This is a genomic window from Pseudomonas sp. FW305-96, from assembly GCF_058783825.1.
Window position 1 is genome coordinate 57709 of the sequence record NZ_JBYSYW010000005.1, and the last position, 20977, is coordinate 78685.

Annotated in this window: 21 protein-coding genes and 1 pseudogene; 10 read left to right on the plus strand and 12 right to left on the minus strand. The window is 66.4% G+C overall.

All coding sequences use genetic code 11. The annotated features are described in order from the left end of the window. Positions 1-75: 75 nt before the first annotated feature. Positions 76-543 (plus strand): VOC family protein, encoded by a 468-nt coding sequence (locus AC3WL2_RS05405; protein WP_102682297.1) that lies wholly within the window; start codon positions 76-78, stop codon positions 541-543. 87 nt (positions 544-630) lie between these two features. After that, positions 631-1824, plus strand: coding sequence for a DUF8534 domain-containing protein (locus AC3WL2_RS05410; RefSeq protein WP_102682298.1), 1194 nt, complete (start codon positions 631-633; stop codon positions 1822-1824). A gap of 72 nt (positions 1825-1896) precedes the next feature. Here the strand turns inward: AC3WL2_RS05410 and yiaY are convergent, their stop codons facing one another. Both yiaY and ilvA read right to left on the minus strand, forming a co-directional pair. Continuing rightward, entirely contained in the window at positions 1897-3045 is a 1149-nt protein-coding gene (gene yiaY, locus AC3WL2_RS05415) for an L-threonine dehydrogenase (protein ID WP_102682299.1), read from the minus strand. Positions 3046-3127: 82 nt separating this feature from the next. Next, positions 3128-4690, minus strand: a complete 1563-nt coding sequence (gene ilvA / locus AC3WL2_RS05420) for a threonine ammonia-lyase, biosynthetic (protein ID WP_102682300.1) — start codon at positions 4688-4690, stop codon at positions 3128-3130. A gap of 354 nt (positions 4691-5044) precedes the next feature. On the opposite strand from ilvA, the gene AC3WL2_RS05425 reads away from it, so the two are divergent. Beyond that, on the plus strand, positions 5045-6046 hold the full coding sequence (locus tag AC3WL2_RS05425) for a FecR family protein (RefSeq protein ID WP_102682301.1): 1002 nt from the start codon (positions 5045-5047) through the stop codon (positions 6044-6046). 108 nt (positions 6047-6154) lie between these two features. On the opposite strand, the gene AC3WL2_RS05430 is transcribed toward AC3WL2_RS05425, so the two are convergent. Next, positions 6155-7474: a Na+/H+ antiporter family protein gene (locus AC3WL2_RS05430; protein WP_102682302.1), complete on the minus strand. Its 1320-nt coding sequence runs from the start codon at positions 7472-7474 to the stop codon at positions 6155-6157. A gap of 586 nt (positions 7475-8060) precedes the next feature. Between AC3WL2_RS05430 and AC3WL2_RS05435 the strand changes: the two are divergent. The 7 genes and pseudogenes from AC3WL2_RS05435 to AC3WL2_RS05465 form a co-directional block, all read left to right on the plus strand. Further along, a pseudogene (locus AC3WL2_RS05435) lies at positions 8061-9026 on the plus strand (methyl-accepting chemotaxis protein); the annotation flags it as partial. 102 nt (positions 9027-9128) lie between these two features. Continuing rightward, positions 9129-9884 (plus strand): methyl-accepting chemotaxis protein, encoded by a 756-nt coding sequence (locus tag AC3WL2_RS05440; protein WP_371041468.1) that lies wholly within the window; start codon positions 9129-9131, stop codon positions 9882-9884. A 98-nt stretch (positions 9885-9982) separates the two neighbouring features. Further along, positions 9983-10993, plus strand: coding sequence for an ABC transporter substrate-binding protein (locus tag AC3WL2_RS05445; RefSeq protein ID WP_102682304.1), 1011 nt, complete (start codon positions 9983-9985; stop codon positions 10991-10993). Next, complete coding sequence (locus AC3WL2_RS05450; protein WP_102682305.1) at positions 10990-11838, plus strand: ABC transporter permease; 849 nt, start codon at positions 10990-10992, stop codon at positions 11836-11838. The genes AC3WL2_RS05445 and AC3WL2_RS05450 overlap by 4 nt, the downstream gene beginning before the upstream one ends. A 72-nt stretch (positions 11839-11910) precedes the next feature. Then, complete coding sequence (locus AC3WL2_RS05455) at positions 11911-12774, plus strand: LysR family transcriptional regulator (protein ID WP_102682306.1); 864 nt, start codon at positions 11911-11913, stop codon at positions 12772-12774. 131 nt (positions 12775-12905) lie between these two features. Beyond that, positions 12906-13823, plus strand: coding sequence for an AEC family transporter (locus AC3WL2_RS05460; protein ID WP_102682307.1), 918 nt, complete (start codon positions 12906-12908; stop codon positions 13821-13823). A 46-nt stretch (positions 13824-13869) separates the two neighbouring features. Continuing rightward, positions 13870-14481, plus strand: coding sequence for a cell wall hydrolase (locus AC3WL2_RS05465; RefSeq protein WP_102682308.1), 612 nt, complete (start codon positions 13870-13872; stop codon positions 14479-14481). A 273-nt stretch (positions 14482-14754) separates the two neighbouring features. On the opposite strand, the gene AC3WL2_RS05470 is transcribed toward AC3WL2_RS05465, so the two are convergent. The 9 genes from AC3WL2_RS05470 to AC3WL2_RS05510 form a co-directional block, all read right to left on the minus strand. Further along, positions 14755-14991, minus strand: coding sequence for a hypothetical protein (locus AC3WL2_RS05470; protein ID WP_146022587.1), 237 nt, complete (start codon positions 14989-14991; stop codon positions 14755-14757). Between the two features lie 245 nt (positions 14992-15236). Next, complete coding sequence (gene ureG, locus AC3WL2_RS05475) at positions 15237-15860, minus strand: urease accessory protein UreG (RefSeq protein WP_102682309.1); 624 nt, start codon at positions 15858-15860, stop codon at positions 15237-15239. An 11-nt stretch (positions 15861-15871) separates the two neighbouring features. After that, on the minus strand, positions 15872-16546 hold the full coding sequence (locus tag AC3WL2_RS05480) for an urease accessory protein UreF (RefSeq protein ID WP_102682310.1): 675 nt from the start codon (positions 16544-16546) through the stop codon (positions 15872-15874). Beyond that, positions 16546-17091 carry a HupE/UreJ family protein gene (locus AC3WL2_RS05485; protein WP_102682311.1) on the minus strand — a complete coding sequence of 182 codons (546 nt, stop codon included), beginning with the start codon at positions 17089-17091 and terminating at the stop codon, positions 16546-16548. The genes AC3WL2_RS05480 and AC3WL2_RS05485 overlap by 1 nt, the downstream gene beginning before the upstream one ends. Positions 17092-17110: 19 nt before the next feature. Beyond that, positions 17111-17596, minus strand: a complete 486-nt coding sequence (gene ureE, locus AC3WL2_RS05490; protein WP_102682312.1) for an urease accessory protein UreE — start codon at positions 17594-17596, stop codon at positions 17111-17113. 10 nt (positions 17597-17606) lie between these two features. Beyond that, positions 17607-19310: an urease subunit alpha gene (gene ureC, locus AC3WL2_RS05495; protein WP_102682313.1), complete on the minus strand. Its 1704-nt coding sequence runs from the start codon at positions 19308-19310 to the stop codon at positions 17607-17609. Next, the gene (locus AC3WL2_RS05500) at positions 19307-19624 is read right to left on the minus strand and encodes an urease subunit beta (protein WP_102682314.1); all 318 of its coding nucleotides are present in this window, start codon (positions 19622-19624) and stop codon (positions 19307-19309) included. The genes ureC and AC3WL2_RS05500 overlap by 4 nt, the downstream gene beginning before the upstream one ends. A gap of 10 nt (positions 19625-19634) precedes the next feature. Continuing rightward, positions 19635-19937 (minus strand): urease subunit gamma, encoded by a 303-nt coding sequence (locus tag AC3WL2_RS05505; RefSeq protein WP_038706005.1) that lies wholly within the window; start codon positions 19935-19937, stop codon positions 19635-19637. Positions 19938-19947: 10 nt separating this feature from the next. Then, positions 19948-20781 carry an urease accessory protein UreD gene (locus AC3WL2_RS05510; RefSeq protein WP_102682315.1) on the minus strand — a complete coding sequence of 278 codons (834 nt, stop codon included), beginning with the start codon at positions 20779-20781 and terminating at the stop codon, positions 19948-19950. Between the last annotated feature and the right edge of the window lie 196 nt (positions 20782-20977).

A 20977-nucleotide genomic window follows, 5' to 3' on the forward strand; every position in this document is an offset into this window, starting at 1 on the left:
TCGATTTTCCAGGCTCATGAGCGACTCTAATCACCAAGGCGTTGCAACCCACCCACGTGAAAGGAGATTACGCAAATGGCAGCCAAGCCCATCCCCGAAGGCCAGCACAGCCTGACCCCATACCTCGGCATCAAGGACGCCGCCAAGGCCATCGAATTCTACAAGAGCGCCTTCGGCGCCATGGAAATGTTCCGCCTCGAAGGCCCTGACGGCAGCATCGGCCATGCCGAACTGAAAATCGGCGACTCCTCGCTGATGCTCGGCTCGCCCTGCGACATGGAGGGCGGCCTCAAGCCCAGCGAGACCATCGAGACGCCGGCAGTCGGCCTGCACCTGTATGTCGAGGATTGCGACAAAGTCTATGCCCAGGCCCTGCGCGCCGGCGCGACAGCAGTACGCGAGGTGCAGGACCAGTTCTACGGCGACCGCAGCGGCACCCTGAAGGATCCGTTCAACAACCTGTGGTTCGTCTCCACCCACAAGGAAGACCTCAGCCCCGAGGAAATCCGCGCCCGCGCCGCCAAAATGTTCGGCGGCCAGTGAGCGGCGGGCCCCAGGCTGCAAGCTTCGAGTTGAAAGCCGTCGCGCTTTGCCTGAAGCTTGGGGCTTGTAGCTTGGAGCTGCCCCTCAATGCGAATCATCGAAAAATCCGGCGCCCTGGTGCGCAGCCTGACCCCGGCAGAGGACGAATTGCTGGTGGGCTTCGCCTACGGCACCCTCACCGGCCCCCGCCTGCTGCAGGCCAACCAATGGCTGATGAAAATACGCAGCGCCAACCAATGGCTGGCCTGCGACTGCCGCAAGGATGCCCTGCCGGTGCTCAACGTCTCGTTGAACGGCAGCACCGGCACCCTGTTCCTGCGCAACAACCCCGAAACTCCCGAGCACACCCCAGGCTGCCCGTTCAGCAAGGATGAGCGTGAGGCCGGCGAACGTACCGAGGAAAGCGCCGCGCCAGCGGCCTGGCTGGCGCCGGATGCGCCACTGCGCCTGCTCGGCGACTATCGCCGCGCCAGTGACGGCGAAACACCCGCAACGTCACGCGAGCCCGGCGAGCGCCGCGAGCAGCAGCGCCTGCTGTCGCTGCTGCTGACCTGGATCGAGGCCAGTGGCCTGAACGTCTACGCCAGCCACCTGAAAAAGGACCTCACCGCACAGTTCGCCGACCTGCGCACTGTCGCCAGCCGCTACCCGCTGCTGGAGCGGGTACCTGCCAGCAACTACCTGGAAACCCGCCTGGACATGAAGCACATGATGATGCTCAAGGCACGCCTGCGCGAGGCCACGGTGTTCGGCAACCACCGCCGGCATGGCCTGCTGCTCGACTGCGTGGACCAGGTCAAGGGGCGCAAGCTGTTCAACAACCGCAGCGAGGACGGATTCGACTTCCAGGGCCACCACCAGTACTGGGGCGGCAACCGCGCCAGCGGCCCACTGCTGGCCCTGGCGCTGTACTCGCCGGCCACCGCCGGCAGCCATTTCTACGAACTGATCCACGTCGCCAGCGTGCCGGTGCTGTCGCGCGGGCACCTGTTCCCGGTGTACCGCGACGAAGAACGCGAGCCACTCAAGGCGCTGGTGTCGCTGATCGACTGGATGGCCGGCAAGGGCGTCAAGGTGCTGATGCGCCGTCCGGTGATTGGCGGCCAGGTGATGGATGAACTGGTGCTGACCTCGGACCAGGACCGGGTGCTGTCGGTATCGCTGCTGGAGCAACCGATCGGGCCGGAGCCGGATACCGAGAACTTCAAGCGCTACGCCGACTTCAAGAGCCTGGACACCTTCCGCAAATATGTGGCCGGGTTCTTCATGCGCGAACGCTGAGGGGAAGTCCCACAAGAGCCGGGTCTCGCGGCTCTTGTGGGAACGGGCTTGCCCCGCGATGACTCGACCAGTCTAAAACGCCGCCTTGAAGATCGCCTCGATCTCCACCTGGCTGGCCACCCGTGGATTGGTCAGCCCGCAGGCATCCTTCAACGCATTGGCCGCCAGCACCGGCACATCCTCGACCTTGGCCCCCAGTTCCGCCAGCCCGGCCGGGATGCCAATGGCCGCCGCCAGGTGCTCGATGGCCGAAATCGCAGCGCCGGCCCCCTGCTCGGCGTCCAGCGCGCATACCTTCACCCCCATGGCCTTGGCCACATCACGCAGGCGCGTGGCGCTGACCTTGGCATTGAAGCGCTGCACATGGGGCAGCAGCACCGCGTTGCACACACCATGGGGCAAGTCGTAGAAGCCACCCAACTGGTGGGCCATGGCATGCACATAACCCAGCGAGGCATTGTTGAACGCCATGCCCGCGAGGAACTGGGCGTAGGCCATGTTCTCCCGCGCCACCAGGTCACCACCGTCGGCGACCGCCTGGCGCAGGTTGGCACTGACAAGACTGATGGCCTTGAGCGCGCAGGCATCGGTGATCGGCGTGGCGGCGGTGGACACATAGGCCTCGATGGCGTGGGTCAAGGCATCCATGCCCGTGGCCGCGGTGAGCCCCTTGGGCATGCCGACCATCAGCGCCGGATCGTTTACCGACAGGATCGGGGTGACGTTGCGGTCGACGATGGCCATTTTCACGTGGCGCGCCTCGTCGGTGATGATGCAGAAGCGCGTCATCTCGCTGGCGGTGCCCGCCGTGGTGTTGATCGCGATCAGCGGCAGCTGCGGCTTGCTCGAGCGGTCGACGCCCTCGTAGTCGCTGATATGCCCGCCGTTGGTGGCGCACAGTGCGATGCCCTTGGCGCAGTCGTGGGGCGAGCCACCGCCCAGGGAGATCACGCAGTCGCAGCCCTCGCGACGCAGCATCGCCAGGCCCGCCTCGACGTTGGCGATGCTCGGGTTGGGCTTGGCGCCGTCGAACACCCGCGAATCGATGTCGCGCATCGCCAGCATGCCGGCGATGCGCTCGGCCACGCCGGCCTTGGCCAGCCCGACATCGGTGACGATCAACGCCTTGCGCAGGCCGTAGCCGGCAATCGCCGCCATCGCCTCTTCCAGGCAGTCGATACCCATGATGTTTACGGCGGGGATGAAGAACGTGCTGCTCATGGCCGAGGTCCTCTCAAGCTGACGGTAGGTTTTCAGCATCCGCCGGAATGGGCAGGTGGGCATTGATCCAGCGCAAGCCGGCCTACCCCATGAACAACCGATACGCCGGATTCTCCGTCTCGTCCCAGTACTGGTAGCCCATCTCGTCCAGTGCCCGTGGCAACCCGGCCAACTCGTCCTCGGGCACCTCCAGCCCGGCGAACACCCGTGCCTGTGCCGCGCCATGGTTGCGGTAGTGGAACAGGCTGATGTTCCAGCGCTTGCCCAGGCGCTCGAGGAAGCCCAGCAATGCCCCCGGGCGCTCGGGGAATTCGAAGCGCAGCACGCGCTCACCGGCGCCGGGTGCCGCGTGGCCGCCGACGGTATGGCGCACGTGCAGCTTGGCCAGTTCGTTGTCGGTCAGGTCGAGCACCTGGTAGCCCTGTTCGCCCAGGCTGGCCAGCAACTGTTGCCGCGGGTCCTGCTGCGGGTGAGTCTGCACGCCAACGAACAGGCGTGCCTCCTTGCCTGGGTAGTAGCGGTAGTTGAACTCGGTGATCTGGCGCTTGCCCAGGGCCAGGCAGAATGCGCGGAAACTGCCGGGGCGCTCGGGGATGGTCACGGCGATGATCGCCTCGCGCTGCTCGCCCAACTCGGCGCGCTCGGCCACGTGGCGCAGGCGGTCGAAGTTGACGTTGGCGCCGGAGTCGATGGCGACCATGGTCTGCCCTTGCAGCCCTTCACGGGCCACGTAGCGCTTGATGCCGGCCACCGCCAGGGCCCCGGAAGGCTCGGTGATCGAGCGGGTGTCATCGTAGATGTCCTTGATCGCGGCGCACAGTTCGTCGCTGCCGACCGTCACCACCTCGTCGACGAAGTGGCGGCACAGCTCGAAGCAGTGCGCCCCCACCTGCGCCACCGCCACACCGTCGGCGAAGGTACCGACCTGCGGCAGGATCACCCGCTCACCTGCGGCCAGGGCGGCCTGCAGGCAGTTGGAGTCTTGCGGTTCGACGCCGATCACCTTGACCTCCGGGCGCAGGTACTTGACATAGGCGGCGATCCCTGCGATCAGGCCACCGCCGCCGACGGGGACGAAGATCGCATGCAACGGGCCCGGGTGCTGGCGCAGGATCTCCATGGCCACGGTCCCCTGCCCGGCGATGACATCGGGGTCGTCGAACGGCGGTACGAAGGTGGCGCCGTCGCGATCGGCCAGTTGCAGGGCGTGGGCCAATGCGTGCGGAAAGCTCTCGCCGTGCAGCACCACATGGCCGCCCCGTGAGCGCACGCCTTCGACCTTGAGCGAGGGTGTGGTGGTCGGCATGACGATGGTGGCCTTGATGCCCAGGTGCGACGCGGCCAGGGCCACACCCTGGGCATGGTTGCCGGCCGAAGCGGTGATCACGCCGCGGGCGCGCTGTGCGGGTGTCAGGCGTGACAGACGGGTGTAGGCGCCGCGGATCTTGAAGGAGAACGTCGGTTGCAGGTCTTCGCGCTTGAGCAGGACCTGGTTGCCCAGACTGGCCGACAGGGCCGGCGCCGCTTGCAAGGGGGTTTCGATGGCCAGGTCGTACACCGGCGCCGAGAGAATCCGACGCACTTGCTCGGACAGCAGTTGTTGGGGGGGTGCCGGGGTACGAGGGGTGGCGCTGAGGCTGGACATCGATGACTCCTGGTTTTTTTGTCGTGCCCAGGAGTCAGAGAGAAGAAACCCGCCTCCAGGGCGGGTTCAGTGCATGTGTGCGCTAGCCCGCCAATCTGATAATGGCGGTAATAATGCTGAGGGCGCTGTACTGCGGGAATAGGTTCATGGGCTGGGAAACTAGCGTGTGGCGCAAGAAAAAGTCAAGGCTTGGCGCTACCGCCCTGGTCGACGCCCACGAAGTCCCCTGCCCTGTCGCAGATGAAACCCAACCGCAGATACGACGAAAAACTGCACAATTGATAGTCATTCGCCATTAACTCGTTCTCGGAACCCCCCGCCCGGGGGTAGAATGCCGCAAAACCGGGAGCCGCGATGAATCAGGACCGCCACATTCCAAGCGAAGACGATGCAATCACCGATGCCGCCGCGCATTGGTGCATGCGCCTGCACGCCGACGATTGCACGGCGGCCGAGCGTGAGGCGTTCGGCCAATGGTTGGCTGCCGACCCGCGGCATGCCGAGGAATACCAGGCGATGCTGGAAATCTGGGACACCGCCGATCTGCTGCCGCGCACCGCCCAGGTGATCCCGCTGCCCGTGCGGCGCCCGGCGGCGACGCGCCACTGGCGCCCGTTCGCCTCCGCCGCGGCCATCGCCCTGCTCGCCCTGCCGCTGGCAGGCTGGCTCGGCTGGGAACAGGGCTGGCTGCCCAACGGCTACCAGCATTTCGAAGCCAGCGACCACCTGCGGCAGGTACGCCTGGGCGACGGCAGCAGCGTCGAGCTGAACCTCAACAGCGAGCTGCGCTTCCTGAACTTCAAGGATGAGCGCCGGGTCACCCTGATCAAGGGCGAGGCATTCTTCAAGGTCACCCACGACAGCAGCCACCCGTTCATCGTCCACGCCGCCGACGGCCAGACCCGGGTCACCGGCACCCAGTTCAACGTGTGGAAGTACCAGGACCAGGTCAAGGTGACGCTGGTGGAAGGTTCGGTGCTGGTCAGCAGCGGCGGCGGCTCCGGCGGCTATCGCCTTGGCCCGGGCATGCAGGCCAGCTACCACAAGGGCGATTTCGAACCCGAACTGAACCAGAGCGACGACTACGCCAACAGTCTGGCCTGGCGCAGCGGCAGGCTGGTGCTGGACAACCTCAGCCTCGGCCAGGCGCTGCCGGTGATCAACCGTTACCTGGACAAACCGCTCATCCTGGCCGACGACAGCACCGCCAACATTCGCATCAGTGGCATCTACAGCACCCGCGAGGTGGAACGCCTGGTCGACACGCTGCCCAAGGTGCTGCCGGTATACCTGACCCGCAGCAAGGACGGCAGCACCGTCCTCAACCGTATCGTGCCGGCGCCGACCCGCGGCTGATCAGAGGCGGCCTGTGCTCTCCTGGGGCGCGCGGGAGCGATGCGTCATATGGCACCGGCTGCGCCGGTGATCGCGGGGCTAGCCCGCTCCCACGCTGGCCCCTCGGAATCAGAGCGTCATCGCCGCCAACCAGCCAAACGCCAGCAGCGGCAGGTTGTAGTGGAGGAACGTCGGCACCACGGTGTCCCAGATATGGTGGTGCTGGCCATCCACGTTCAGCCCGGAGGTCGGCCCCAGGGTCGAGTCCGAAGCCGGCGAACCGGCATCGCCTAGTGCACCGGCAGTACCGACGATGCACACGGTGGCCAGCGGATCGAAGCCCAACTGCACGCATAGCGGCACGAAGATCGCCGCCAGGATCGGCACGGTGGAAAACGACGAGCCGATGCCCATGGTCACCAGCAGCCCCACCAGCAGCATCAGCAACGCACCAATGCCCTTGCTGTGGTCGATCCATTGCGCCGATGTCTCCACCAGGCTCTTCACCTCGCCGGTGGCCTTCATCACTTCGGCGAAGCCGGAGGCAGCGATCATTATGAAGCCGATCATCGCCATCATCTTCATGCCTTCGGTGAACAGGTCGTCGGTGTCCTTCCAGCGCACGATCCCCGACAGCGAGAAGATCAGGAAACCGACCATCGCGCCGATGATCATCGAGTCCAGCCACAGCTGGATGATGAACGCCGCGGCGATCGCCACCCCGGCCACCAGCAGGGTCACCGGGTTGTACTGCACGCTGACCTGCTCGACCTGCTCGATCCGCGCCAGGTCGTAATCACGTTTCTTGCGGTAGCTGAAGCACACCGCCAGCAACAGGCCGGCGAGCATGCCCGCGGCGGGAATGGCCATGGCGTGGGTGACATTGACCCCGCTCACGTCGACGCCGGCGCGGGCGACGTTGGCCAGCAGTATCTCGTTGAGAAAGATGTTGCCGAAACCGACCGGCAGGAACATGTACGGGGTGATCAGGCCGAAGGTGATCACGCAGGCAATCAGCCGGCGGTCGATGCGCAGGCGGGTCAGCACGTACAGCAGCGGCGGCACCAGCAACGGGATGAAGGCGATGTGGATCGGCAGGATGTTCTGCGACGACACCGCCACCACCAGCATCAGGCCGATCAGCAGCCACTTGATCTTGCCACCGTCGGCATGGCCCTGGCGATCGATCATCGCCAGCGCCCGATCGGCCAGGGCATGGGCCAGGCCGGACTTGGCAATGGCCACCGCGAAGGCGCCGAGCAGCGCGTACGACAACGCCACCGTGGCACCGCCACCCAGGCCACCATTGAAGGCCTTGAGGGTGCCCTCGATACCCAGACCACCGACCAGGCCTCCGGCCAGGGCGCCGATGATCAGGGCGATGACCACATGCACACGGGACAGGCTCAGGATCAGCATGAGCCCGACCGCGGCAATCACTGCATTCATGGTGTGCAAACCTCGTTACGACAGACAAAAAGCGGGCATTCCGGCGACAGACTGCGCGCAGGCAGTGGCCGGACCAGGGGATGTTGTTATGAAGGGCGCACACTCTGAAGCACAGACCGGCAGAAGTCAAAAGCGTCTGCGCCGCGGCCCTTTGTAGGGAATAGACGAAAGTCGCAGGGTTTAATTGAACGTTTGAATAAAGAAAAATCCGAGCAGGCCGACACAGTCGGCAGCATCAAACCTATTACAAGGGATTTTCCCCATGCCTTTGCTGCGACAACTCTCCATCCAATGGAAGATCACCCTGCTGGCGGGCCTGTGCCTGGCGGCAATCGTCACCCTGCTCGTCGGCCTTTCGCTGTACCGCATGGACCACAGTTCGGACCTGGTGAAAGCCAGCAGCATGCGCATGCTCTCCGACTCGGCCCAGTCGCGCATCGAGTCCCAGGGCGAGGTCCAGGCCCTGAACATCCGTCGTCAGTTCATGGACGCCTACCAGTACGGCGCCGGTTTCGCCCGCCAGGTGCTGTTCCTGCGTGAGCAGGCGGAAAAGCGCTTCCTCGACGCCTACGATCTGCGCCAGGACATGACTGCCCAGGTGCGTGCCGCGCTGCAGGCCAACCCCGACCTGCTCGGCCTGTCGCTGGTGTTCGAACCGGGCGCGCTGGATGGCAAGGACAAGCTGTTCGCCGGCCAGGGCGAATTGGGCAGCAACGAGACCGGACGCTTCGCCCTGTACTGGTCGCAGCCGCGGGTCGGCCAGCTGACCTCGATGGCGCTGCCCGAGCACGACATGGCCAACACCGAGATCGGCCCCAGCGGCCAGCCGGCCAACACCTGGTGGGTGTGCCCGCGCAGCACCGGCACAGTGTGCGTGGTCGAGCCGTATTTCTATGACATCGACGGCCAGCGGGTGCTGATGACCAGCATCGTCTTCCCGCTCAAGGCTGGCGACAAGGTCATCGCCACCCTGTCCATCGACATCAATCTCAACAGTTTGCAGGCTTTGAGCCAGACCGCCAGCCGCAGCCTTTACGAGGGCCAGACCACCGTCGGCATCCTCAGCCCCGTGGGCCTGCTGGCCGGTTACAGCGCCGATGCCGGCAAGCTGGCCCAGCGCTTCGACCAGGTCGACCGGACCCAGGGCGCGGAACTGGTGCGCAAGCTCGCCGAAGGCAAGCTGCAGATCCTCCATGACCAGCAGCGCCTGAAAGTACTGGCCGCCTTCGAGCCGATTCCCGGCGGCAAGCCCTGGGGCGTGCTGCTGGACGTACCGGAAAGCGCCCTGACCGGGCCGGCCGAGGCGCTCAAGGTAGAACTCGACGCCCTCAACACCAGCGGCACCCTGCTCGAACTGGGCCTGGGCCTGGCCGCCGCCATCGCCGGCCTGCTGCTGGTGTGGCTGATGGCCCGCGGCGTGACCCGGCCGATCCTTGGCGTGGCCACCATGCTCAAGGACATCGCCAGCGGCGAAGGCGACCTGACCCGCCGCCTGCAATACGACAAGCAGGACGAACTGGGCGAACTGGCCGGTTGGTTCAATCGCTTCCTCGACAAGCTGCAGCCGACCATCGCCGAGGTCAAGCGCTCGGTCCAGGCCGCCCGCGGCACCGCCGACCAGTCCGCGGCCATCGCCGCCGAGACCAGCGCCGGCATGGAGCAGCAGTACCGCCAGGTCGACCAGGTGGCCACCGCCTCCCACGAAATGAGCGCCACTGCCCAGGATGTCGCCCGCAGCGCGGCCCAGGCCGCCCAGGCCGCGCGTGAAGCCGACCAGGCCACCCGCGAAGGCCTGGCGGTGATCGACCGCACCACCACCAGCATCGATACCCTGGCCGCCGACATGAGCGGCGCCATGGCCCAGGTCGAGGGCCTGGCGCGCAACAGCGAGAAGATCGGTTCGGTGCTCGAGGTCATTCGCTCGATCGCCGAGCAGACCAACCTGCTGGCGCTCAACGCCGCGATCGAGGCGGCCCGTGCCGGCGAGGCTGGCCGCGGCTTCGCCGTGGTCGCCGACGAAGTGCGCAACCTGGCGCGCCGCACCCAGGAGTCGGTGGAGGAAACCCGCCAGGTGATCGAGGCCCTGCAGGCCGGCACCCAGGAAGTGGTCGGCGCCATGGATAGCAGCCATCGCCAGGCCCAGGGTGGCGTGGAACAGGTCGGCCAGGCCGTTACCGCGCTGCAGCGCATCGGCCAGGCGGTGACCGTGATCACCGACATGAACCTGCAGATCGCCAGCGCCGCCGAGGAACAGAGCGCGGTGGCCGAGGAGATCAACAGCAACGTCGCCACCATCCGTGACGTGACCGAGTCGCTGAGCGGCCAGGCCAACGAATCGGCACGGGTCAGCCAGTCGCTCAACAGCCTGGCCAACCAGCAGCAGGGGTTGATGGATCAGTTCCGCGTTTAACTGCCAAACGCCGGGGCCGCTCGCAGGTGGTCTCGGCTGCAAAGCCTCGTCGTCTACACTTTTGCCGGAACCCACGGACCGGCACCGACGAGGCCCCGATGAAGAAAGTTCCTACCCTGCTGGCCAGCCTGCTCCTTGCCTTCGGCCTGGCCAGCACCGACTCCGCCGCTGCGGCCGAGCAACCCATCCACTTCGGCGCCATCGGCTGGGAAAGCGGCGCACTGACCACCGAGATCCTGCGCCTGATCGTCGAACGTGGCTACGACTACCCCACCGACACCCTGCCCGGCAGCACCGTGAGCATGGAAGTGGCCCTGGCGCGCAACGACCTGCAAGTGATCGCCGAGGAATGGGCCGGGCGCAGCCCCGCCTGGGTCAAGGCCGAGCAGGCCGGCCAGGTGTTCGCCCTGGGCGACACGGTGAAGAACGCGGAGGAAGGCTGGTGGGTACCGGCCTACATCATAAAGGGCGACCCGGCACGCAACCTCGACCCCCTTGCGCCGGACCTGCGCAGCGTCGACGACCTCAAACGCTACCCCCAGGTATTCGACGACCCCGAGGCGCCCGGCAAGGGCCGCTTCCTCAACAGCCCCAGCGGCTGGACTTCTGAGACCGTCAACAGCCAGAAGCTCAAGGCCTATGGCCTGGACGGGCTGTACAACAACTTCCGCAGCGGCACCGGCGCGGCCCTCGACGCCGAGATCGCCGCCAAGATCAAGCTCGGCAAGCCCGTGCTGTTCTACTACTGGAGCCCTACTCCGCTGATGGGCCGCTACGACCTGGTACGCCTCGAAGAGCCCCCGTTCGATGCAGCCGCCTGGGCCACCCTCACAGATCCCGCCAATCCCGCTCCCAAAGGCAGCCGTTCGTTGCCGGCCAAGCTCTCGATCGGGGTGTCGAAAGCGTTTCGTGACGCCCACCCGGAACTGGTCGCCGTATTCGAGAAAGTCGACCTGCCCATCGACACCCTGAACAAGGCCCTGGCGCGCATGAGCGAAACCCGGCAGAAACCTCGCGACGCGGCGATCGCCTTCCTGCGTGACAACCCTGCGGTGTGGAAGGCCTGGCTGCCCGCCGAAAACGCCGCCAAGGTCGAGGCCGGCCTGTGAGCGGTGGTTTTCCCGAAGCCCTGCAATTTTCTTTCGCCGCTTGGGTCAACCGCCTTGTCGACTGGCTGGTCCTGCACTATGGCGACCATCTGCGCACCGTCTCCGACCAGTTGCTGCAACTGCTGCTAGGCCTGGAAAACCTGCTCCGCCTGCTGCCCTGGTGGCTGCTGCTGGTGCTGGTCGGCCTGCTGGCCTGGCATGCCAGCCGCAGCCTGGTCCGGGCGTTGATGCTGCCACTACTGCTGGCACTGATTGGCATGCTCGGGCTGTGGGACAAGCTGCTGCAGACCCTCGCCCTGGTGCTGGTCAGCACCGGCCTGTGCGTGCTGATCGGGGTGCCGCTGGGCATCCTGCTGGCCACCCGGCCCCTGGCCCGGCGCCTGATCCTGCCGGTGCTCGACGTGATGCAGACCCTGCCGGCCTTCGTCTACCTGATCCCGGTGCTGATGCTGTTCGGCCTGGGCAAGGTGCCGGCAGTGTTCGCCACGCTGATCTACGCCCTGCCGCCGCTGGTGCGCCTGACCGAGCTGGGCCTTTCGCAGATCGACCCGTCGCTGCTGCAGGCCGCCCACGGCCTGGGTGCCAGCCGCTGGCAACGGCTGCGACGCATCGCCTTGCCGCTGGCCCTGCCAAGCATCATGGCCGGGCTCAACCAGTCGGTGATGATGGCCCTGTCGATGGTGGTGGTAGCCTCGATGATCGGCGCCCGCGGGCTGGGCGAGGACGTGCTGGCCGGTATCCAGACCCTCAACGTCGGCCAAGGCGTCGAGGCGGGCCTGGCGATCGTCGCGCTGGCGATGGTGATCGACCGCATCAGCCAGGCATACGGACGCCCCGGGCGTTGAGGCTCGCATTCGCGTATCGTACCTATTGCCCTCGACAGGGTGAGCCCGCCACGTCACGAACCGGAGCCCCGCGTGTCCCTCAAAGCCCTGCGCACCCTGGTCACCATCGCCCGCCATGGCACCTTCGCCCGCGCCGCCGACCTGCTGAGCCTGACCCCTTCGGCGGTGAGCCTGCACATCAAGACCCTGGAAGACGAGCTGCAGGTCGCCCTGTTCGACCGCAGCCGCCGCCAGGTGATGCTGACCGAGGCCGGCCAACTGGCGGTGGCCCGCGCCGAAGGCATCCTGGCTGCCTACGACGAACTGGCCGACACCCTGGCCAGTGGCACCAGCCTGCGCGGTCGCCTGCGCATCGGCGCGATCCACACCGTGCTCGCCCGGCGCCTGCCCAGGGCACTGGTGTGGATCAAGGCGCACCACCCCGAGCTGCATGTCAGCGTGGTGTCGGGCATGTCTGCGGAACTCGCCCGACGGGTCGAAGATGGCGAGCTGGACGCGGCGATCACCACCGAACCGGTCAGCCCCTACCCGCAAAGCCTGCAGTACACGCCGCTGTTCGAGGACCGCTTCTGGGCCATCGCCAGCCCGGATCTGGCTGGCCAGAGCCTCTCGGCTCTGCTCGCCAGCCAGCCGTTCCTGCGCTTCGACAAACGCGCATGGGCCGGCCGCCAGATCGAACAGGAACTGCGCCGCCAGCGCCTGCAAGTCAACGAACAGATGGAGCTGGACAGCCAGGAGGCCCTGGCGCGCATGGCGGCCATGGGGCTCGGGGTGGCGGTCATCCCCATGAGCGACGACGACCTCGACCGGCTGCCCGCCGCCACCGTGCTGCCCTTCGGCGAACCGCAGCTGACCCGGCGCATGGTGCTGCTGGAACATGAAAAGAGCCAGCGGCGGCACCTGAGCGCGGTGTTGAAGACCGCGCTCGAGGCTTGAATACTGGCGAAAGCGCTACGCAGCGGTGTAGACAATGCATTTTTTCTCAACGGTCACTCAAGAAAACACCGTTTTTTCTGCTCACTCAACTCCGCTAGTCTGTGCCCGTACCCGGCCACGGACCACCCGCCATGCTCCACCTGCTGCTCACTACTCTCGTCCCGATCATCCTGCTCATCGCCCTGGGCACCTGGCTGCGGGTCCGTGGCTTTCTCGCCGAAACCTTCTGGCCCGGCGCCGAACGCCTGAGCTATTACGTGCTGCTGCCGTCGTTGTTCCTGCACGGCCTGGCCACCGCCAACCTTGAAGGCGTGCCGGTACTGGGCATGGTCGGCGTGCTGATGCTCTCGACCCTGCTCGGCGCCCTGCTGCTGGTGCTCTACCAGGGCGTCGCCAGCCATGACGGCGGCGACTTCACCTCGGTGTTCCAGGGTGGCGTGCGCTTCAACAACTACATTGGCGCCACCCTGGCCGCCGGCCTCTACGGCACTGCCGGCATCGCCCTGGCGGCGGTGGCCAACGCCGCCATCGTGCCGCTGGTCAACCTGCTCTGTGTGCTGGTATTCGCCCGCTTCAGCGCACGCCACAGCTCACCGACCACAGTGCTCAAGGCGATCTTCGCCAACCCGTTGATCATCGGCTGCGCGGCTGGCCTGTTGCTACGGGTAACCGGCCTCGGCCTGCCGGCCGGCCTGGAGCCCACGGTCAAGGCCCTGGGCCAGGCGGCGCTGCCGCTTGGCTTGCTGTGCGTCGGCGCGGCGCTCGGCGGGGCGCGACTGGGCCAGCAGGTCAGGCCGGTGCTGGCGGCGTCGCTATTCAAGTTCCTGGTCATGCCGGTGACTACCTGGGGCCTGTGCCGGTTGCTCGGGCTGGGTGGCCAGGCAGCGGTGGTGGCGGTGCTGTTCCAGGCACTGCCCACCGCTTCCTCGTCCTATGTGATGGCCCGGCAGATGGGCGGCAATGCACCGTTGATGGCCACCATCATCGCCCTGCAGACCATCACCGCCGCCGCGACCCTGCCCCTGGTGCTGAGCCTGACACTGAATTGATGCCGAACGGCTAGACTGTGAGCAGCCCTCTCGCGGAGTCTCGATCATGCGCCTTGCGTGGATGCTGTTCGGTGTGTCCCTGACCCTGCTCGCAGGCCCCCTCCCCGCCGCTGACAGCCAGCAGGCCGCCGTTGCCGAAGACAAGGCGCAGGTGCTCGAGGAGAAGGTGGTCGAGGACGCCCCGCCGCCGAGAAAACAGGAAACCCTGACTCCCGGCGAAGTCCAGGCCGTCGACCCGGCGGGCCAGGCGCCGATGGACGACAGCATCACCTGCCTGGCCCGCACCATCTACTGGGAAGCCAAGGGCGCCGACGCCGAGGACATGAGCGCGGTGGCCAGCGTGGTGCTCAATCGCCTCGGCCACGAAGGCTTCCCCGACAGTATCTGCGCGGTGGTCAAGCAGGGAGTCGAGAGCAAGAGCTGCCAGTTCTCCTGGTGGTGCGACGGGCGCCCCGATCAGGTGGAAGAGGCGCAGCGCTACGCCGTGGCCAAGGAAATCGCCCGCAAGGCACTCAACCAGCAGCTCAAGGACCCCACCGGCGGCGCCCTGTATTTCCATGACCGTAGCGTCCGCCCCGACTGGGCCAAGGCCTATCGCAAGACGGCCCAGACGACGCACTTCCTGTTCTACAAGCCGAACCAGGCATTGGCACGATAAGCCGAGATCAAAAACCGACCGTCGCCGATACCAGCCAGGTCCGCCCAGGCGTCGCTGGAGCCAGCCGCGATGTGCTTGGTAGAGAGAGAGCTGAGCGAAGGTTCGGGTGCTGCGGTGGACTCGGTCATCAATGGCACGCTGACACAGGTGTAAATGAGACCGGCTCTAAATTGACTTCAATGCATTGGCCAATGACATCGGCCCTGACGGAGCATGCGGCTGTATTCGCCGCAGATCAGGGCCATTTCACCAGGCTGCCTACCCCGCACTACATCAATCGAATTCAATAGGAGGCTGACAGGTACCGGCTGAAGTTCGAGCAGTGCCGGCCGGGCATGCGCCCGATCCAATGTCACCGATAAATGTGGCGGCAACCTGCAGCGTCTTTTCCGCACTGCTGCTTTGGAAGAACGGTGAAGCGCCTTTGGGAGAGCGCGCTGGCTCATTGCCATAGGCAAGTTGGGTCAAGCTCGCAGATGCCAGTAACGCGGCCAGTACAACCTTTTTCATACAGTGTCCTTTCAGTGATTCCTGGTTTCATTTGCGCAGGCAAAGCGTTTTCTCATGCAGCCCGACAGACTCTATCCGTCATCCATGCCAGACAGCGTTAGGAAAAGACCGCTTCGCCGCTTAGAAGCGCTCCTTTGACTTGTAGGAAGTCGTGCTTGAGAACGTGTTGGCGCCAAGGTACAGGACCAGCAGCCGTGAGGCGAAGCACTACGCGGGCTGTGCTCGGCCTCATGCTTACTGCACCTCTACCGCCCAACCCCCAGCATCCCGCGCTCGACAATGAAATCGATCACTGCCTGCAGCCCCTCGCCCTTCTTCAGGTTGCTGAACGTCCACGGCCGCTCCGGGCGCATGCGTCGGGTGTCGCGCTCCATCACCTCCAGCGACGCCCCCACATAGGGCGCCAGGTCGGTCTTGTTGATCACCAGGAAATCCGACTTGGTGATTCCCGGCCCGCCCTTGCGCGGGATCTTCTCGCCCTCGGCGACATCGATCACATAGATGGTCAGGTCGGCCAGTTCCGGGCTGAAGGTGGCGCTGAGGTTGTCCCCGCCACTCTCGACGAAGATCACCTCGAGGTTACCGAACTGGCGCGCCAGCGCCTCGACGGCGGCCAGGTTCATCGAGGCATCCTCGCGGATCGCCGTGTGCGGGCAGCCGCCGGTCTCGACGCCGACGATACGCTCAGGCTCCAAGGCCCCGGCTTCGGTGAGGATGCGCTGATCTTCCTTGGTGTAGATGTCATTGGTCACCACGGCGATCTGGTAGTGATCACGCATGGCCTTGCACAGGGCTTCGAGCAGCGCGGTCTTGCCGGAGCCGACCGGGCCGCCGACGCCGACACGCAGGGGTTGCTGGTAGTTTTGCATCGTGGCAGTCCTCAGGAACGGAACAAACGGGTGTATTGGGTTTCATGGCGCGACGAAGCGATGGCCAGCAGTGGCAGGCCACCGCCTAGCTGTTCGTCGTCCAGGGTCAGGGCATGATCGAGCACGGCAGGCAGTTCCTCGCCCAAGTCGCGCAGCAGGGTCTGGGCGGCCTGCTGGCCGAACGGCACCAGCTTCACCCCCGCCATCACCGCGCCTTCGAGCCAGGCGAAGCCATGGCCCAGGGAGAGCTGGCGCAGCGGGATCGACCAGTACGCCCCGAGCCAGGCCATGCCGCCCAGCTGGCTGAGCTCAAGGCTGGCGCGCCAGGCAGGCTCCTGCCCCAGTTGCCAGCCATCGAGCAGACGCGCCAGGGCGCTGCCGCGCTGCCGTTCCTCAAGGCGCAGTTCGGCGGTCTCGCGGTTGGCCAAAAGAAACTGGCTCCAGTGCGCGAAGGCGTCGGCATCGTCCGCCTGGCAGGCCTTGTACAGGCGCGCCAGCAACGGCCAGTCGAGGTAGCCGAGGGTGTCGTGCAACTGCTCGCGCTGCCAGGCGGCGAAGCCTTTGGCGTCCTTCACCCAACCGGCTTCCACGGCCCATTCCAGGCCTTGCGAGTAGGTGAAGCCGCCCACCGGCAAGCCGGGGCTGGCCAACTGCAGCAAGCGCAGCAGCGCCAGGTCGCTGTGCATCAGCCGGCCAGCACCAGCGCAGCGCCCGCCAACAGACCGCCGCCGAAGGCCTTCTGCAGGCCGGCATGGCGCCGCAGCAGGCAACCGACGCCAAAGCCCGCCGCCAGCAGCAGGCCGCTGACCATGACGAAACCGGCACTGAACTGCCAGAACGCGCTGGGGGTGGCTTCCACGCCATGGGCCCAACCGTGGAACAGGGCGAATACCGGCATGATCAGCGACAGCAGCAGCTGACGGCTCGGCAACAGCATGGCGGCGGCGGCCACCAGCAGCGAGCCGAGGATCATCTGCTCCATGCCGACCACATCGCCGAACAGATGGCCACACACCGCGCCGCCGAACATCGCGGTCAGGGTCGCCAATGGCAAGGTCAGGTTGCGTCGCGTGAGGGCGGCGAGTACGCCGGTGCCAAGCAGCATCAGCAAGTGATCGAGGCCGGTCAGCGGGTGCAGCAGGCCATCCTGCAACGGGTTGCTGTCGTGGCCGGGATGGGCGAAGGCCGGCAAGGCCACCATCAGCAGTATCAGGGCGAACGTCTTTTTCATTGTGGGCTCCAGGGTGAGGTCAGGAATGGGCTGGCAGGCGCACGAACGGGTGGTCATGGCCGTGGGAATGGCTGTGAGGTGCGCTCTGGTAGGCGCCGGCCTCGGGCTCGAACGGTGCCTGTTCGGCCACCACCTCCAGCCCCAGGCCACGCAGCATGTCGTCGAGCACATGGTCGTGCTGGAAGCGCAACAGGCCCGGCTCGATCTGCAGCGGTACGTGGCGGTTGCCCAGGTGGTAGGCGGCGCGGGCCAGCAGGTGCGGATCGGCGCAGCGCACAGTCGAGACCGTCTCGGGCGCAGCGAGCACGCGAATGACCTGCAGGCCTTCAGCATCGGCCAGCAGTTCGCCGCCTCGCAGCAGATGGCCGCGCTCGAGCATCAGCCCAGCCTCGCGACCATCGTCCAGGGTGACGCGCAGGCGGCTCTTGATGCGGCTGTCGACATCCAGGGTGACGGTGCCGGTAATGGCTTCGGACTCAGTGATCCGACGGGTGAGGACAATCATGTTCGCTCCTTCAGAACAGGAAATAACGCTGCGCCAGCGGCAACTCGTGCGCCGGCTCACACACCAGCAGCTCGCCATCGGCGCGAACCTGGTAGGTCTGCGCGTCGACTTCGATCAGCGGTTGCAGGGTGTTGTGGACCATGTCGGCCTTGCGGACCCGCCGGCAACCGTGGGCCACACCGATCAGGCTCTGCAGCTTCAGTTGCTCGGGCAGGCCACGGTCCAGTGCGGCCTGGGGCAGGAAGGTCATGCGCGTGGCATGCCGGGCCGCGCCCAGGGCGCCGAACATCGGCCGGTAGTGCACCGGTTGCGGGGTCGGGATCGAGCCGTTGATATCGCCCATCGGCGCCGTGGCAATCATCCCGCCCTTGAGCACCAGCGCTGGCTTGACCGCGAAGAACGCCGGCGCCCACAGCACCAGGTCGGCCAGCTTGCCCACCTCCACCGACCCGACCTCGTGGGCTATACCGTGGGTCAGCGCCGGGTTGAGGGTGTACTTGGCGATGTAGCGCTTGACCCGGAAGTTGTCGCTGTAGCTGCTGTCCGGGGCCAACGGGCCGCGGCGCAGCTTCATCTGGTGCGCTACCTGCCAGGTGCGCAGCACCACCTCGCCGACCCGCCCCATGGCCTGGGAGTCGGACGAGGTCATGGCGAAGGCGCCCAAGTCGTGGAGGATGTCCTCGGCGGCGATGGTCTCGCGGCGGATGCGCGATTCGGCGAAGGCGACGTCCTCGGCGATGCTCGGGTCCAGGTGGTGGCAGACCATGAGCATGTCCAGATGCTCGTCCACCGTGTTCACGGTGTAGGGCAGTGTCGGGTTGGTCGAGGACGGCAGCACGTTGGCCTGGCCCGCCGCGCGGATGATGTCCGGCGCGTGGCCGCCGCCCGCCCCTTCGGTGTGGAAGGTATGGATGGTGCGATCGCCGATGGCGGCCAGGGTGTCCTCGATGCAGCCCGACTCGTTGAGGGTGTCGGTATGGATCGCCACCTGGATGTCCATTTCCTCGGCCACGCCCAGGCAACAGTCGATGGCGGCAGGCGTCGAGCCCCAATCCTCGTGCAGCTTGAGGCCCACGGCGCCAGCGGCGATCTGTTCGCGCAGGGCTTCGGGCCGCGAGGCATTACCCTTGCCCAGCAGGCCGATGTTGATCGGCAGGCAGTCGGCGGCCTGGAGCATGCGCGCCAGGTACCAGGGCCCCGGGGTGCAGGTGGTGGCGTTGGTGCCGGTGGCCGGCCCGGTGCCGCCGCCGATGAAAGTGGTCACGCCGCTGGTCAGCGCCTCCTCCACCTGCTGCGGGCAGATGAAGTGGATATGCGAGTCGATGCCGCCGGCGGTGACGATCTTGCCTTCGGCGGCGATCACCTCGGTGCCCGGCCCTACCGGTACCGTGACGCCGGGCTGAACATCAGGATTGCCGGCCTTGCCGATGGCGGCGATACGGCCATGCTTGACGCCGATATCAGCCTTGACGATGCCCCAGTGGTCGATGATCAGCGCATTGGTCAACACCAGGTCCATGGCCTCGGCCGCGAGCATCTGGCCCTGGCCCATGCCGTCGCGGATCACCTTGCCGCCGCCGAACTTGACCTCCTCGCCGTAGATCGTGAAGTCCTTCTCCACCTCCACCCACAACGCGGTGTCGGCCAGGCGCACGCGGTCACCGACGGTAGGCCCGAACATGTCGGCGTAGGCCTGGCGGGAAATCCGGCTCATGCCCTGCCCTCCAGCACGCCCATCACCTTGCCCTGAAAGCCGTACACCTCGCGCTTGCCGGCGTAGGCCACCAGTTGCACGGTGCGCGCCTGCCCCGGCTCGAAGCGCACCGCGGTGCCGGCCGGAATGTCCAGGCGAAAGCCCCGGGTCGGCTCGCGCTCGAACACCAGGGCGTCGTTGACTTCGTAGAAGTGGTAGTGCGAGCCCACCTGCACCGGGCGGTCACCATGGTTGGCCACGCTGACGCTGACGCTCTGGCGGCCGATATTGAGCTCGATGTCGCCTGCGGCGACCTGGACTTCTCCGGGAATCATGCCGGCCTCCTCAAACGATGGGTTCATGCACGGTCACCAGCTTGGTGCCGTCGGGGAAGGTCGCTTCGACCTGAACGTCGTGCAGCATTTCCGGCACGCCGGCCATCACCTGCTCGCGCACCAGCACCTCGCGGCCCAGGCTCATCAGCTCGGCGACCGTGCGGCCATCGCGGGCGCCTTCGAGCACCGCGGCGCTGATCAACGCCACCGCCTCCGGGTAGTTCAGTTTCAGGCCACGGGCCAAGCGCCGCTCGGCCAGCAAGGCGGCGGTGAACAGCAGCAGTTTGTCTTTCTCTCGCGGGGTCAGCTCCATGGCGGCTCTCTCAGGTGGCCCAGATGCGCGGCGGGCACGGCGCCAGGCCAAGCACGGCCGGGCGCAGCAGGTGCCAGAGGCGCTGCAGGTTGCGTTGCAGGTGTTGGTTGTCGTGGTCGAGCAGGCGGATCACCAGCAGTGAGCCGAGCAGCGTCGCGCCGGCTGGGGTGTCGAGCTCGTCGAGAACCTGACGCACCCGCTCCAGCATCGCTGAGTCGGCGGGCACTGCGCAGAAGGTGGCGAGCAACGGGTGCCCGGCCACCTTGCCCAGCTGCCCGCCCTCGATGCGCAGGCGCTCGTGCAGGCCGGGGTCGCCGGGCAGTTCGATGCGCAGGCGGCTGTCCAGCGCGCCCTCTTCGAAGCGCTCGTTCATCACCGGGCGACCCAGGCACAGCGTCTCCCAGGCCAGCAGGCGCGCGCCGGGCTCAAGGCTGAAACAGTTGTCGAGGCAGGCGCGGGCGCCATTGAAAAAGATACTGTCCTGCGGCAGCCATTCCAGGGTGCTGCCAGCGGCGAGGTGAAAGCGCTGGGCGAGCCGCGCGGTGGGGCCGATGCTGCGGTAGAACTTGCTCGCGCCGGGCATGGTCAGCAAGGCATGGCTGCCGGGCTCGAGATGGACATCAAGTTCGAGGCGGTCGCCGGCGACGATGCCCCCTGGCGGGTGCAGCACATAGACATGGCATGGCGCACCCTCCGGATAGAACGGCCGCTGCACCAAAAGAGGTCCGACATGACGCCGCGCACCAAGGCGGGTCACGTCATCGCGCTGGACGAAGCGCAACTGCAGGTGGGCGCTCCAGCCCGGGTCTGCCTGCGGTGGATCGATCTGCTGCGCCAACGACATCCTCAAACCCCTGAAATCCATGGCCTGACGGCCGGATGAGGGCCCTGCTCGGGGCGCTTGCAGGCGCGCCGGGCTGACCACTCGATCAATATTCGCTGGAGGGATATAGCAGGGAGCGGGCCAACTGCGCAGATGAACGATGATGAAACTTTCGAACCGTCAGTCATGCCGCAAGGCTGCGGGCCAGAGCGGCTGC